General features: G+C 66.0%; 13 protein-coding genes. 11 read left to right on the top strand and 2 right to left on the bottom strand.

Features of this window, described 5'->3' with window-relative positions; all coding sequences use genetic code 11:
• Positions 1–193 precede the first annotated feature (193 nt).
• From HL666_RS00670 to HL666_RS00720, 11 genes are all read left to right on the top strand, one after another.
• The gene (locus HL666_RS00670) at positions 194–1,339 is read left to right on the top strand and encodes a methyltransferase (protein ID WP_172179392.1); all 1,146 of its coding nucleotides are present in this window, start codon (positions 194–196) and stop codon (positions 1,337–1,339) included.
• A gap of 90 nt (positions 1,340–1,429) precedes the next feature.
• Positions 1,430–2,371 (top strand): chlorophyll synthesis pathway protein BchC, encoded by a 942-nt coding sequence (gene bchC, locus HL666_RS00675; protein WP_172179394.1) that lies wholly within the window; start codon positions 1,430–1,432, stop codon positions 2,369–2,371.
• Positions 2,368–3,366: a chlorophyllide a reductase iron protein subunit X gene (locus HL666_RS00680; RefSeq protein WP_172131547.1), complete on the top strand. Its 999-nt coding sequence runs from the start codon at positions 2,368–2,370 to the stop codon at positions 3,364–3,366. Before bchC ends, HL666_RS00680 begins: the two co-directional genes overlap by 4 nt.
• A 45-nt stretch (positions 3,367–3,411) precedes the next feature.
• The gene (bchY, locus tag HL666_RS00685) at positions 3,412–4,959 is read left to right on the top strand and encodes a chlorophyllide a reductase subunit Y (protein WP_172131548.1); all 1,548 of its coding nucleotides are present in this window, start codon (positions 3,412–3,414) and stop codon (positions 4,957–4,959) included.
• The gene (gene bchZ / locus HL666_RS00690) at positions 4,959–6,410 is read left to right on the top strand and encodes a chlorophyllide a reductase subunit Z (protein ID WP_172179396.1); all 1,452 of its coding nucleotides are present in this window, start codon (positions 4,959–4,961) and stop codon (positions 6,408–6,410) included. Before bchY ends, bchZ begins: the two co-directional genes overlap by 1 nt.
• Before the next feature lie 29 nt (positions 6,411–6,439).
• Positions 6,440–6,667 (top strand): hypothetical protein, encoded by a 228-nt coding sequence (locus tag HL666_RS00695; protein WP_172114266.1) that lies wholly within the window; start codon positions 6,440–6,442, stop codon positions 6,665–6,667.
• A 151-nt stretch (positions 6,668–6,818) separates the two neighbouring features.
• The gene (gene pufB / locus HL666_RS00700; RefSeq protein ID WP_172114267.1) at positions 6,819–7,049 is read left to right on the top strand and encodes a light-harvesting antenna LH1, beta subunit; all 231 of its coding nucleotides are present in this window, start codon (positions 6,819–6,821) and stop codon (positions 7,047–7,049) included.
• A 16-nt stretch (positions 7,050–7,065) separates the two neighbouring features.
• Positions 7,066–7,254: a light-harvesting antenna LH1, alpha subunit gene (gene pufA / locus HL666_RS00705; protein WP_172114268.1), complete on the top strand. Its 189-nt coding sequence runs from the start codon at positions 7,066–7,068 to the stop codon at positions 7,252–7,254.
• A 163-nt stretch (positions 7,255–7,417) separates the two neighbouring features.
• Entirely contained in the window at positions 7,418–8,260 is an 843-nt protein-coding gene (gene pufL, locus HL666_RS00710; RefSeq protein WP_172114269.1) for a photosynthetic reaction center subunit L, read from the top strand.
• An 18-nt stretch (positions 8,261–8,278) separates the two neighbouring features.
• Complete coding sequence (gene pufM, locus HL666_RS00715) at positions 8,279–9,205, top strand: photosynthetic reaction center subunit M (protein ID WP_172114270.1); 927 nt, start codon at positions 8,279–8,281, stop codon at positions 9,203–9,205.
• A gap of 18 nt (positions 9,206–9,223) precedes the next feature.
• Positions 9,224–9,919: a biliverdin-producing heme oxygenase gene (locus tag HL666_RS00720; protein ID WP_172179398.1), complete on the top strand. Its 696-nt coding sequence runs from the start codon at positions 9,224–9,226 to the stop codon at positions 9,917–9,919.
• 320 nt (positions 9,920–10,239) lie between these two features.
• Here the strand turns inward: HL666_RS00720 and HL666_RS00725 are convergent, their stop codons facing one another.
• Positions 10,240–12,414, bottom strand: a complete 2,175-nt coding sequence (locus HL666_RS00725) for a GAF domain-containing protein (RefSeq protein WP_172114272.1) — start codon at positions 12,412–12,414, stop codon at positions 10,240–10,242.
• Positions 12,415–13,785 (bottom strand): transcriptional regulator PpsR, encoded by a 1,371-nt coding sequence (ppsR, locus tag HL666_RS00730; protein WP_172114273.1) that lies wholly within the window; start codon positions 13,783–13,785, stop codon positions 12,415–12,417.
• Between the last annotated feature and the right edge of the window lie 219 nt (positions 13,786–14,004).

The raw sequence follows: 14,004 nt of genomic DNA on the forward strand, positions 1-14,004 counted from the left end.
CGGGTGCGGTGCTGATAGCACTGCAGGTGCCGATGCAGGCAATCCTGAGAGCAGCTAGACCCATCCGCACCTGTTTCCGGGCTCACCCCACCCCACCGCGCGCCTTGCGCGCGGTGACCCTCCCCCTCCAGGGGAGGGTGGGCAGCGCGGCGTGTCGATGCGCTTTTGCTCGGCCATTGGAGCGCTGACGGCGATGCCCGCCGCCATTCGCCGCGACGCGCCGCCCCCGATCAGCCTCAGCGATCGCTGGCGCGGCTGGCGCGACGCGTTGCTGGCGAGTGCTTCATTTCAGCGCTGGGCGGCGGCGTTTCCGTTAACGCGGCCGATCGCACGCAGGCGGGCGGCGGAGCTGTTCGATCTGTGCGCCGGCTTCGTCTACTCGCAGACCCTTGCGGCCTGTGTGCAGCTCGATTTGTTCGAGACCCTGCGCGCCGGGCCCTGCGAGGTAGCGGCGCTGGCATCGCATGCGGCGATGTCGCCTGACGCGATGCTCAGCCTGTGCGAAGCGGCGTCCGCCCTGCAACTGCTCGAGCACCGCGGCATGGCGCGCTTTGGGCTGGGGCCGCTCGGCGCGGCACTGCTCGGCAATCCCGGCATCGCTGCGATGGTCCGGCATCACGCCGCGCTTTATGCCGATCTCGGCGATCCCGTGGCGCTGCTGCGCGGCCAGGGCCGTGAGCGCCGCCTTGCACATTACTGGCCCTATGCGCTCGACCAGAGCGGCGCCACGCTGACGCGCGACAGCGTCGCGTCCTACACGGCGTTGATGGCGGCGTCGCAGCCGATGATCGCCGATATCGTGCTTGCGGCCTATCCGTTGAGCGGCCATCGCTGCCTCCTCGATGTCGGCGGCGGCGATGGCAGCTTCCTCGCGGCCGCCGCGCGGCAGGCGCCGCAGCTTGCGCTCGGGCTGTTCGATCTGCCCGAGGTCGCCGCGATTGCGCGAGAGCGACTCGCCACGGCCGGGCTCGCTGATCGCGTCACGATTGCCCCCGGAAGTTTCTACACCGATCCGCTGCCGACCGGGGCTGACGTGATCTCGCTGATTCGAGTCGTGCACGATCACGACGACGACGCGGTGACGCAACTGCTGACAAAGGTGCGCACGGTGCTGCCCGAGAACGGTGTGTTGTTGCTCGGCGAGCCGATGCGCGACACGGCCAAAGGCGCCGACGGGGTCAGCGCCTATTTCGAGATCTATTTGCGCGCAATGGGGCAGGGCCGGCCGCGCAGCGCGCAACGGCTGCGCGAGCTGCTCAATCTGGCAGGCTTTTCGCAAGTGCGAGTGCTTCGCACACGCATCCCGTTGATTGCGGGCGTGATTGTCGCGAAAAGCTGACACTCAGACTGTAAATAAATATTGACACTCTCCGCAGTCGGACTAACCTGACACCCGTAACTAAGCGGGCGTCGCCGGGGAGTTTGGGCTATGGACGCGATCGCCGTGGTGCTGGGGAGGCCGAGGGAGTTGTCGCTGCAGCACCTGCTGCTGGCGGATGCCCCGGACTGCCTGACCGTCGACATCGAATGGAGCGCGATCAGCACCGGCACCGAGCGGCTGCTGTACGAAGGCCGCATGCCGCAGTTTCCGGGCATGGGCTATCCGCTCGTGCCCGGCTACGAGGCCGTGGGCCGCGTGGCACAGGCCGCGCCGCATTCTGGTTTTCGGAAGGGCGAGCGCGTGTTCGTGCCGGGCGCGGCGCGCTGCTTCGGCGAGGTGAAGAGCCTGTTTGGGGCCGCGGCCTCGCGGCTCAGCGTTCCTCCGCAGCGTGTCGTGGCGATCGACGAAGTGACCGGCGAGCGCGGCGTGCTGCTGGCGCTGGCGGCGACCGCCTATCATGCGCTGTCGATCGGCGGCGACGGAAGGGCCGAATGCGTCGTCGGCCATGGCGTGCTCGGGCGCCTGCTGGCGCGGCTGATCATCGCGATGGGCGGCGATCCACCCGTCGTGTGGGAGAGCAATCCCGAGCGTGCCGATGGCGCGATCGGCTATCGCGTCATCGATCCCACTCAGGACGACAAGCGCGAATATCGCCTGATCTTCGATGCCAGCGGCGATGCCGGGCTACTCGACAGTTTGATCGCGCGCCTGGCGCCGCGCGGCGAAATCATCCTCGCCGGCTTCTACAGCGCGCCGCTGACCTTCTCCTATCCGCCGGCCTTCATGCGCGAGGCGGCGATCCGCGTCGCCGCCGAATGGAAGCACGAGGATCTGATCGCGGTGCGTAACCTGATCGATACCGGCCGGCTGTCGCTGGACGGGCTGATCACGCATCACGCCGACGCAACATCGGCAGAGAGCGCCTACCGGACCGCGTTCGACGATCCGTCATGTCTCAAGATGGTCCTGGACTGGAGAGCTGCACGATGAATGCCCCGACCAAGATCAGTGCGATGACGGATGCCCTGCGTGCCGAGGCCGCGATCGAGCCGGACGCCCCGGTGACGGCTGCGCCGAAGAAGACCACGCAGATCATCGCAATCTACGGCAAGGGCGGCATCGGCAAGAGCTTCACGCTCGCCAACCTGTCCTACATGATGGCGCAGCAGGGCAAGAAGGTGCTCTTGATCGGCTGCGATCCGAAGAGCGACACCACCTCGCTCTTGTTCGGCGGCCGTGCCTGCCCGACCATCCTCGAGACATCGTCGAAGAAGAAGCTCGCCGGCGAAGAGGTCAAGATCGGCGACGTCTGCTTCAAGCGCGACGGCGTGTTCGCGATGGAGCTTGGCGGTCCCGAAGTCGGCCGCGGCTGCGGCGGACGCGGCATCATCCACGGCTTCGAGCTGATCGAGAAGCTCGGCTTCCACGATTGGGGCTTCGACTACGTGCTGCTCGACTTCCTCGGCGACGTCGTCTGCGGCGGCTTCGGCCTGCCGATCGCGCGCGACATGTGCCAGAAGGTGATCATCGTCGGCTCAAACGACCTGCAGTCGCTCTACGTTGCCAACAATGTCTGCTCGGCGGTGGAGTATTTCCGCAAGCTCGGCGGCAATGTCGGCGTCGCCGGCATCGTGATCAACAAGGACGACGGGACCGGCGAGGCGCAGGCCTTTGCGGATGCGGTCGGCATCCCTGTGCTGGCCTCGATCCCGGCGGACGACGACATTCGGCGGAAGAGCGCGAGCTATCAGATCATCGGCAGGCCCGGAACGCCGTGGGCGCCGCTGTTCGAGCTGCTCGCCACCAATGTCGCCGAGGCGCCGCCGCAGCATCCGCATCCCCTGACCCAGGATGGCCTGCTCGGCCTGTTCAAGGCCTCGGAGGTCGGCCGCGACGTGGTGCTGGAGCAGGCGACGCTCGAGGACATGTGCGGCAGCACGGCGGTGAGCAAGCCGTCGCTCGAAGTGATCTACGACCATGTGTGATCGGCGCGTGCTGAGCAGCGGAATTGAGTCACGGAATCTCGTGCAATGAGCGATGCAGTGGTCCATCAGACGGTGAGCGCGCAAGGCGATGCGGTGGCAGGCATGCCGGCGCAGCCGGAGGCGCTGGGCTGTCATGCCGGCAAGGCCGAGCTCAGGAAGGCGGCCGATGCCGCAGGCAAGAGCGAGGTTCTGGCGCGCTACGCGGCCGACTATCCGGCCGGGCCGCATGACCAGCCGCAGAGCATGTGCCCGGCGTTCGGCTCGCTGCGCGTGGGCCTGCGCATGCGGCGCACCGCGACGGTGCTGTCCGGCTCGGCGTGCTGCGTCTATGGCCTGACTTTCACCTCGCACTTCTACGGCGCGCGGCGCAGTGTCGGCTATGTCCCGTTCAACTCGGAGACGCTGGTCACCGGAAAGCTGTTCGAGGACATCCGCGAGGCCGTGTTCAAGCTCGCGGACCCCGCGAACTACGACTGCGTCGTCATCATCAATCTCTGCGTTCCCACCGCCTCGGGCGTGCCGCTGCAGATTCTCCCGAAGGAGATCAACGGCGTCCGCATCATCGGCATCGACGTGCCCGGCTTCGGCGTGCCCACCCATGCCGAGGCCAAGGACGTGCTTGCCGGCGCGATGCTGAACTATGCGCGGCGCGAGGCGGAGCAGGGTCCGGTGCAGGCGCCCCGCGCGCCGCGCGGCGACAGGCCGACGATCACCTTGCTCGGCGAAATGTTCCCGGCCGATCCAGTCGGGATCGGCATGCTGTTGGCACCGCTCGGATTGGCGGCAGGACCCACCGTGCCGACGCGCGAATGGCGCGAGCTGTATGGCGCCCTCGACTGCGCGGCGGTCGCGGCGATCCATCCGTTCTATACGGCCTCGATCCGCGAGTTCGAGGCGGCAGGCCGGCCGATCATCGGCTCGGCGCCGGTCGGCTGCGACGGCACGGCCGATTGGCTCGAGGCCGTCGGCACGACCTGCGGCGTCGGCCGCGCGCAGATCGATGCGGCGAAGAATGCCGTGCTGCCGGCGATCCGCGGCGCGCTTGCGGCGGCGCCGATCCGCGGCCGCATCACGCTGTCGGGCTATGAAGGCTCGGAGCTGTTAGTTGGGCGTCTCCTGGTCGAGAGCGGCGCGGATCTGCGCTATGTCGGCACCGCGTGCCCGCGCACGCGCTGGTCGGAGGCCGATTGCGCCTGGCTGGAGAGCCGCGGCGTGCGCGTACAGTACCGCGCCTCGCTGGAGCATGATCTCGCGGCCGTCGATGAGTTTGCGCCCGATCTCGCCATCGGTACCACGCCGGTGGTCCAGAAGGCCAAGGCGCGCGCGATCCCGTCTTTGTACTTCACCAATCTCATTTCGGCGCGGCCGCTGTTCGGCGTCTCCGGTGCCGGCTCGCTGGCGCAGGTCGTCAACGCGGCTATCGGTGGCAAGGCCCGCTTCGACGAGATGCGCGACTTCTTCGAAGGTGTCGGTGAGGGCGACACCGCGGGCGTGTGGCAGGGCACCCCTGTCGCGCGTCCCGACTTCCGCGACAAGTACCGCAAGGCGGTCGCGGCACAGGCCAAGAAGCGCAAGTCCGAGGAGATGGTGTGATGCTGATCCTCGACCACGACCGCGCCGGCGGCTATTGGGGGGCAGTTTACGCGTTCACCGCGATCAAGGGCTTGCAGGTCATCATCGACGGCCCGGTCGGCTGCGAGAATCTGCCCGTCACCTCGGTGCTGCACTACACCGACGGCCTGCCCCCGCACGAACTGCCGATCGTCGTCACCGGCCTCGGCGAGGACGAACTCGGCCAGAAGGGCACCGAGCAGGCGATGAAGCGCGCCCGCGCCGCGCTCGATCCGGATCTGCCCGCCGTGGTCGTCACCGGCTCGATCGCCGAGATGATCGGCGGCGGCGTGACGCCCGAAGGCTCCAACATCAAGCGCTTCCTGCCGCGCACCATCGACGAGGACCAGTGGCAGAGCGCCAACCGCGCCTTGAGCTGGCTGTGGAGCGAATACGGCCTGCGCAAGATCCCCGAGCGCAAGCCGCGCGCCGAGGGCGAGAAGCCGCGCGTCAACATCATCGGACCGATCTACGGCACCTTCAACATGCCGTCGGATCTCGCCGAGATTCGCCGCCTGGTGGAGGGCATCGGCGCCGAGATCAACATGGTGTTTCCGCTCGGCAGCCACGTTGCCGACGTGCCGAAGCTGGTCAATGCCGACGTCAACATCTGCATGTACCGCGAGTTCGGCCGTCTGCTGTGCGAGACGCTGGAGCGGCCTTATCTGCAGGCGCCGATCGGGCTGCATTCGACCACGAAATTCCTGCGCATGCTGGGCGAGATGCTCGGGCTCGATCCCGAACCGTTCATCATCAGCGAGAAGCACACCACGATCAAGCCGGTGTGGGATCTCTGGCGCTCGGTGACACAGGATTTCTTCGGCACCGCGAGCTTCGGCATCGTCGCCTCCGAGACCTACGCGCGTGGCCTGCGCAACTTCCTGGAGACCGAGCTCGGGCTGCCCTGCAACTTTGCGATCTCCCGCTGCGCCGGCGCCAAGACCGACAATGACGCGATCCGCAAGCTGATCCACGAGCGGCCGCCGCTGGTGCTGTTCGGCAGCTACAACGAGCGCATGTATGCCGCGGAAGCCGGCAACCGCGCGATCTATATCCCCGCCTCGTTCCCGGGCACGGTGATCCGCCGCCACACCGGCACGCCGTTCATGGGCTATGCCGGCGCGACTTACGTCGTGCAGGAGGTCTGCAACGCGCTGTTCGATGCGCTGTTCAACATCCTGCCGCTCGCGACGCAGCTCGACCAGATCGCGGCGACGCCGGCGCGGCTCGAGCGCGAGCTGCCATGGGACGACGGCGCCAAGCTGGCGCTGGACCAGATCATCGAGACGCAGCCGGTGCTGGTGCGGATTTCCGCAGCCAAGCGGCTGCGTGATGCGGCCGAGCGCGGTGCGCGCCAAGCCGGGCTCGACAAGGTGACGGAGGACGTTCTCGCGCATGCGCGGTCGCAGCTCGCAACGGGCCAGGCCGCGTAGGCACGGGGATAGCGGAGAGGGAGAGGACGATGTCGTTATACGAGCGCATAGATCGTGACGTCGCGCCGAGATCGCGCGAGCGGATCGATTATCTCCTGGTCTACGCGGTGTGCTTCATCGTGCTGATGGTCGAGGGCGTGCTGCGCCGGATCGGCTCCATCATCACCGGCCACAGGCCCGCGCCGCTCGGCGCGATCTTAGGCGAGGCGAGGATCAAGGCCGCGAACTGCGCGACCTCGTCCTTCATGGGGCTGTGAGTTTCAGGGCTGTGAGTTGCAGCCCGGTGAGTTCTGAGGAATTCGTGCGGTTCGCCGCATGGATGTCATCCCGGCAACGGGATGGCGCTTCGACGCCGCTCATCTCGGTGAGCGGCTTCCGGCCGAAAGGCCAACACCAGGAGGTACTACTATGGTGGAACCAAACAAGGGAGGCTCTCTGTCGGGGCTGACCGAATCGGAGGCGAGGGAATTCCATAGCATCTTCATGACGAGCTTTGTGGTCTTCACGGCGGTCGCGATCGTCGCCCACATTCTCGCATGGATGTGGCGTCCCTGGCTGCCCGGGCCGACTGGCTACAAGGCGGCGGCGCTGGATGGGGCAACCCACTACGCCAGTCTCGTGCTCTCCTACCTGACCTGATCGAAAGGAGAAAACTATGTGGCGCTTGTGGTTGTTGTTCGATCCGCGCAGAGTTCTCGTGGCTCTCGGGGTTTTCCTGTTCGGACTGGCATTGGTGATTCACTTCATCCTGCTCAGCACGAACCGGTTCAACTGGCTGGAAGGACCTCGCGCGGCGAAGACGTCGTCGCTCTCCGATCCGGCAACGCCGGTGAAGCTCACCTAGAGCTTCGGCATCATCAATGGGAGGCGGGCGATCGCTCGGCGGCAGACCGTGTCTGCCCGCTTCCCAAATCTCTCGGGCGCCAGGATTCCTGGCGGTCACGACACGACCCACCGTACGACACGACACGTAGCATATCGAGCGACGGGCAGCGGAGGCAGGACCGATGGCAATGCTCAGCTTTGAACGAAAATACCGCGTCCGCGGCGGCACGTTGATCGGCGGCGATCTCTTCGATTTCTGGATCGGACCGTTCTACGTCGGCTTTTTCGGCGTGACGACGATCTTCTTCACCTTCGTCGGCGTGGCGCTGATCCTCTACGCGACAGCGCTCGGACCGACGTGGAATCTCTGGCAGATCAGCATCAATCCGCCGGACGCCAAATACGGACTTTCCTTCGCGCCACTGACGGAGGGCGGCTTCTGGCAGCTCATCACGGTGTGCGCGCATGGCGCGTTCGTCTCCTGGGCGCTGCGCGAGGTCGAGATCTGCCGCAAGCTCGCGATCGGCTATCACGTGCCGGTCGCCTTCGGCTTTGCGATCTTCGCCTATTTCACGCTGGAGGTGATCCGTCCGGTGCTGATGGGTTCGTGGAGCTATGCCTTTCCCTACGGCATCATCACCCACCTCGATTGGGTGTCGAACACCGGCTATCAGTTCGGCAACTTCCACTACAATCCCGCGCACATGATCGCTATCACGTTCTTCTTCACGACGTGTCTCGCGCTCGCGCTGCACGGCTCGCTGATCCTGTCGGCCGCCAATCCCGGCCGCGGCCAGGAGATGAAGTCGCCGGAGCATGAGAACACCATGTTCCGCGACCTCCTGGGCTACTCCATCGGCACGCTCGGCATCCACCGACTCGGCCTGTTTCTGGCGCTGTCGGCCGTGTTCTTCAGCGCCGTCTGCATCGTCATCTCCGGCCCCGCCTGGCTGCTGCCGGAAGGCAATGCCTGGTCGGATTGGTGGGAATGGTGGCGCAGGGTCCCGATCTGGTCGCCGCAATGAGTTGAAGGAGAGGTCGTCATGGCCCAATACCAGAACATCTTCACGCAGATCCAAGTCCGTAGTGCGATCTATCCGGGCATTCCGATCGAGCCCGGCGTCTGGGAGCGGCTCGGCAAGGGCAGCTTCAACTACTGGTTCGGCAAGCTCGGCGACGCGCAGGTAGGCCCGGTCTATCTCGGCTTTCTCGGCCTCGCCTCGCTGATGTCGGGCTTCGTTGCGATCGAGATCATCGGTCTCAACATGCTGGCCTCGGTGAACTGGAGTCCGCTCGAGTTCATCCGTCAGTTCTTCTGGCTGTCCTTGCAGCCGCCGGCGCCCGAATACGGCCTGCAGATCTTCCCGCCGCTGCAGGAGGGCGGCTGGTGGCTGATGGCCGGCTTCTTCCTGACGACGTCGATCCTGTTGTGGTGGGCGCGCACCTATCGCCGTGCCCGTGCGCTCGGCCTCGGCACCCATGTGTCGTGGGCGTTCGCGTCGGCGATCTGGCTCTATCTGGTGCTCGGCTTCATCCGGCCGATCTTCATGGGCAGCTGGAGCGAGGCGGTGCCGTTCGGCATCTTCCCGCACCTCGACTGGACCAACAATTTCTCGATCACCCACGGCAACCTGTTCTACAACCCGTTCCACATGCTCTCGATCGCCTTCCTGTACGGATCGGCGCTGCTGTTCGCGATGCATGGCGCGACGGTGCTGGCGATCAGCCGCTACGGTGGCGAGCGTGAGCTCGAGCAGATCGTCGATCGCGGTACGGCATTCGAACGCGGTGCGCTGTTCTGGCGCTGGACCATGGGCTTCAACGCGACCGCGGAGTCGATCCATCGCTGGGCCTGGTGGTTCGCCGTGCTTTGCACCTTGACCGGCGGCATCGGTATCCTACTGTCGGGCACCGTTGTCGACAATTGGTTCGAGTGGGGCGTGAAACACGGGCTGGCGCCGGCGCGCTGAAGTCCCGCAGGTTGAGAGATGTTGGACCGAGTTGAAACTGATCACGTCGAGATGGCCGGGCGCAGCACGCGTCCGGCCTCTCTTTTGGAGGCGATGCGCGACCGTACCAAGGCGCTCCACGTCACCGCAGAGCGGACCGGCCTCGTCGCCGAGCTGCTGCGCGGGCGCGGGACGGTGCAGGCCTACGCGCTGCTGCTGCGCAATCTTCTGCCGGTCTACGAGGCGCTCGAGGCGGATCTGGTCGGACATCAGGGCACGCCCGTGGTCGGACTCATCGTGCGGCCTGAGCTGCATCGCAGTGCTGCGATCAGGGCTGATCTTGCCCAGCTCGATGCGACCGATCTGACCGTGTTGCCTGAAGCGATCGCCTATGTGCGCGCCATCCGGGAGGCGGGATCCGGCTCCGGCCATCCGCTGCTGGCGCACGCCTATACGCGCTATCTCGGCGACCTCAGCGGCGGCCAGATCATCAAGAAGATTCTCGCGCGTTCGCTCGGTTTGCAACAGCAGGCGCTGTCGTTCTACGAGTTTTCGGCGATCGGCGATATCCCGCTGTTCAAGGACGAGTACCGCGGCGCGCTGGAGCAGGCCGGCGCGGCCATGGCCGAGCACGAGGCGGTGGTCGAGGAGGCCGCCACAGCGTTCCAGCTGAACATCGCACTGTCGCAAGCGCTGCAGCAGGCGTCCGGGCTTGGCTCGCGAGAGCGGGAGTGAGGTCCGCGCTCGATTGCTGAGAGTTCTGCGCAGAGTGCTTGCAGGTGCAGGCTCTCCCCGTGCGGTCATTCCGGGGCATTCGCGCGCAGAATGGCGCGGCCATTTCGAAGCAGCGCGAATGAGCCCGGAATCCATAACCACAGGACGTCATTCGTTTGAAGATGAGCGTCGCGTGCGTCCGGTCTTCATGACCGGGATGCGGCTATGGATTCCGTCTCGCGCTTTGCGCGCCCCGGAATGACGCGTGGAGAGATCGATAGCCCGCGCGAACAGCCCGACGGTAGGAAGCCGGGCCGCGTAGGAGATCTGAGGTCCCGCCGTCACTCCTCACCCTGCGAGCGATACCACACGAGGTGCTCGAGGATGCCCAGTGTGCGCGCCGTCGAGCTGCGGATGCTCTCCAACATCTCCGGCATGCTGCCGGCCTGGGCGCCGTGCGTCACCTCGAGTGCTGCGAGTTGCGCATTCTCGACCGTGGATGCTGCGAGCTCCTTGTAGATCAGGCTGGCGCTCTGATCGAGCCGCAGGCTCGGCCGCCGCGCACCGTCGATCTCCTCCTGGAAGCGTGCGCGTGCCTCCTCGGCGGTCTTGCGCTCGGTCAGGTCGGAGAAGATCAGCACGAAGCCGAGCACGCGATCGTAAGGCGCGATCACCGGATCGGCGCGCACCATCAAGGGCCGCTGCGGCGACGTGCCGCCGGTCAGCGTCAGCTCGCCGCGCCAACTGCGCTTGTTGCGCATGAGGTCGTCGAGATTGGCGCGGAATTCGGCCGGCGCCGTGCAATAGGCGCCGAGGTCGCGCAGATGCGGGATGTGCGGATGCGAGGCGCGCAGCTGCTGCTCGAAGGCTTCGTTCATGAGCAGGATGCGACCCTCGACGTCGGCGATGATGACCGGCTGCTCGGAGCGCAGCACCTGGGCGCTGATCGTGGCGAGCTGGTCCTGCGCGATCACCATGCGTACCGAGCGCAGCTGCAGCGCCACGTCGGCGACGGTCTCGCTGACCGCCCGGGCCGAGGCAAGCTCGGCCGTCGACCAGGGCTCTGACTTGCCTTCGACGAGCTGGTGCCATTGCGCAAAGGAGCGGCGCGGCGACAGATCCGATGGATCATCGCCGATGATGACGGCCTTCAGCGGATCACCGCCCCAGGTCACGGTCCGGACCTGCTCCGGCCTGAACCACAGCAGATACTCGCCTTCGCTCGCCGACAGCGGAGCTGCGATCAGGCCGCTGGCGATCGGGCGGATGTCGGCAAAGGTCGGCTCGTCGAGGGTCAGCGACGCGGTCACCGTCAGCCCTGGCGCCATTGCGCCAGCCGCCTTGCGCCGGCGGTCGAGCCATGCGGCGAGATCGCGGATGCGTTGTGTCGACGGCACGTCGCCAGCGGTCATGACCTGGCCTTCGAACAGCAGCGCCGCGCCGCTGGCGCCCAGCGGCTGCAACAGGGATTGCGAGCCGTCGAACAGCGCAGCCTGCCAATCGCCATCCCGCGACACCGCTTCGACCAGCCGTTGCTCCAATCGGCGCACGACCAGCTCGGACTGGCTCTGGGCAAAGCTCTCCAGTGCTGCGATCCGGATCGCGCAGGTCTCGGCCAATGCCTCACCCGCGGCGCGGATGTCGAACGGCACGAAGCGCGGCTCATAGTGGTGGCAGGCGATCAGTCCCCACAGCCGGCCGCTGACCATCAGCGAGCAGACCAAGGTTGCGCCGACCCCCATGTTCTGCAGATATTTCTGATGGATCGGCGACATGCTGCGCAGGCAGCTCAAGGACATGTCGAGGTCGCGGCCGTTGAGCGGCGAGATGCGCGGCTGCAGCGGCACCGGCATGTAGTTGACGTCGACCAGCAGACGGACGCGGTTGCGCTCATACAGCCGGCGCGCGATCTGCGGAATGTCGGAGGCCGGGTAGCGGTTGCCGAGAAACGCCTCGAGATCCGGCCGCCGCCGCTCGGAGAGCACCTCGCCGTGACCTTCTTCGTCGAATCGGTAGACCATCACACGGTCGTAGCCGGTAATCTCCCGGAAGATCGTGGCCGTCTCGTCGCAAAGGCCGAGCAGGGAGGAAGCCGACGTGATGCGGTGAAAGGCGCCGTCCAGGGCCGGTGCGATGTTGGTGATCTTCGTCGCCGGCTCGAGCTCGATGATCAGGCCGCCATTCGACGGGCGATGCACCGTGCAGTCGACGCGGCGCGGCGGCGAGCCGGCGGTGCAGCGCAGGGTCATCGGTGACAGATGCAGCGGTCCGCTGAGATGGGGCAAGATCTGCAGCGCCACGTTGCCGCCGAGATCGCGCAACGGACGTCCGACCACGGAGCTGGTGTTGAGGAAGGCCGCGGCATTGGTGCTGGCCTGGATGACGATGTTGTCGGGCTCCTTGATCGCCAGCAGAACGCCATGCGGCTGGATCGAGCCTGCGAGATGAATTTGTTCACGCTCGCAATCCGCAAGAGTAGCGTGGCCGAAGGCCGGCGTTGTCAGCGGAACGGGCAACTATCTCCCCTTTTCGGTTTCCTCGTCGCTTTCTTCTAGTTGGCTCAGATTATACCGATCGAGCTTGGCGTAAAGACTTTGCCGGCTGAGGCCGAGAATTTCGGCGGCCGACGTCCGGTTCCCATTGGCGAGTTCGAGCGCGGCGCGGACGTAATGCTGCTCGACGACCTCGACCGTGCTCCTCACGAGGTCGCGTAGCGGTGTCTTGCCGACCGATTCGTTGAGGCCTGCGAGCGCCGCCCGCAGATTGTCATGCTCTGCGGTCGGGGACAACCGCCGGGCGATGTTCCGCAGCACGAGGCCGATCCGACGCTGGCCGTCGAGACCATGCGCTGCAGCCGAGATCTCCACCTCCGTCTCGGTTCCGAGTTCGCCCTGGATGGTGGTGGACAGCAGCCGGACGGCCCCGTGGCGCTCGACGTTCGAAATCAGTACCGACAGGTCGGCACCGGGGCGGGTCAACCAGCGGCTGAGCTTCTCGCCGATCAGGGCCTCCTTCGAGCCGATCTCGACCAGCTCCAGGAACGCCCGGTTGGCGCGCTTGATGGCGCCTGTGCCGTCGATGCTGATGACCGCATCGGGAAGATTGTCGATCAGCCCTTCGGCATCATCCGACGCCGGGCCCAATGGCGCGGCCTTGCCGATCGGCGCCATTTGCAGAAGAAACATCGGCGCGGTCTCGCTCGTCATCAGCGATCCCCGCAGCATCCATGGTGCAGCGTCCTCGCCAAGATGGATCACGATGCCGGGCGCCTTGCCCTGATCGCGGACCCGCCTCAGCATCAGTTCCACCGGCTCGCGGTCCTTTTGCGGAATCTCCTGCAGGAACTCGCGCCCCACCAGATTGTCCCGACGTCGGCTGGACACGCCGAGCGCCGCTGCCGCGGTCCGGTTGGCTTCCACGATGCGCAGGTCCGACACCTTGGTCAGCAGCACGGCCTCGTTCGAATCCTCGATCACCAGCCGGTAGCGCGTTTCGATCTCGCGCAGCTTCCAATAGTCGCGCTCGATGGTCTGCTGCGCCGAGATCAGCCGCGCCTGCAGCTCCGCCACTGCCTGCAGATTCTTGCCGATCGCCAGCATGCCGGCGCGGCCGCCGAGCAGGACGGTGGTGAATTCCATCGGCAACTCGAGGCCGCTCGGAAATCGCTGGGTGAGCTGGCGGAAGGCGGAAATGCCGGTCCGCTTGGTGTCCTGCATGATGCGTTCGACCTTCTCGGTCGCATCATCGACGATCTCGGACCAGGGACGGCCGAGCCATACGTCGACATTCTCCGCAGACATGTTGGGAGACAGCGTTGCCTCACGGATCACGCCGTCCATGTCGAGCAGCAATGTCACGTCGGGTCGTGGACCGTGAAACTCGGCCATGGTCTTGGCACCCGTTATCTTGGCACCCTCTTGCGACGCTCGGGGGATCGCGGCCAGTTCATTTGGCGCGCATCTTGAAGGTGTTGCGCCGCATCCCGCTAACGTATTGAGAGTCTTGAGAATGTCGTTAGTCCACGCAGCGCCTTCGGTGTCAAGGCTTATTTCCGAGCATCCGACTTTCGTTGGTATTCCTGCGGTGGATGCATGTTCGAACTGCGA

The sequence above is a fragment of the Bradyrhizobium aeschynomenes genome, assembly GCF_013178945.1.
Classification (GTDB): domain Bacteria; phylum Pseudomonadota; class Alphaproteobacteria; order Rhizobiales; family Xanthobacteraceae; genus Bradyrhizobium; species Bradyrhizobium aeschynomenes.

Excerpts from the sequence above, each read along its gene's own strand:
- HL666_RS00670 (WP_172179392.1), top strand. The coding sequence starts at position 194 with ATGCCCGCCGCCATTCGCCGCGACGCGCCGCCCCCGATCAGCCTCAGC.
- bchC (WP_172179394.1), top strand. The coding sequence starts at position 1,430 with ATGGACGCGATCGCCGTGGTGCTGGGGAGGCCGAGGGAGTTGTCGCTG.
- HL666_RS00680 (WP_172131547.1), top strand. The coding sequence starts at position 2,368 with ATGAATGCCCCGACCAAGATCAGTGCGATGACGGATGCCCTGCGTGCC.
- bchY (WP_172131548.1), top strand. The coding sequence starts at position 3,412 with ATGAGCGATGCAGTGGTCCATCAGACGGTGAGCGCGCAAGGCGATGCG.
- bchZ (WP_172179396.1), top strand. The coding sequence starts at position 4,959 with ATGCTGATCCTCGACCACGACCGCGCCGGCGGCTATTGGGGGGCAGTT.
- HL666_RS00695 (WP_172114266.1), top strand. The coding sequence starts at position 6,440 with ATGTCGTTATACGAGCGCATAGATCGTGACGTCGCGCCGAGATCGCGC.
- pufB (WP_172114267.1), top strand. The coding sequence starts at position 6,819 with ATGGTGGAACCAAACAAGGGAGGCTCTCTGTCGGGGCTGACCGAATCG.
- pufA (WP_172114268.1), top strand. The coding sequence starts at position 7,066 with ATGTGGCGCTTGTGGTTGTTGTTCGATCCGCGCAGAGTTCTCGTGGCT.
- pufL (WP_172114269.1), top strand. The coding sequence starts at position 7,418 with ATGGCAATGCTCAGCTTTGAACGAAAATACCGCGTCCGCGGCGGCACG.
- pufM (WP_172114270.1), top strand. The coding sequence starts at position 8,279 with ATGGCCCAATACCAGAACATCTTCACGCAGATCCAAGTCCGTAGTGCG.
- HL666_RS00720 (WP_172179398.1), top strand. The coding sequence starts at position 9,224 with ATGTTGGACCGAGTTGAAACTGATCACGTCGAGATGGCCGGGCGCAGC.
- ppsR (WP_172114273.1), bottom strand. The coding sequence starts at position 13,785 with ATGGCCGAGTTTCACGGTCCACGACCCGACGTGACATTGCTGCTCGAC.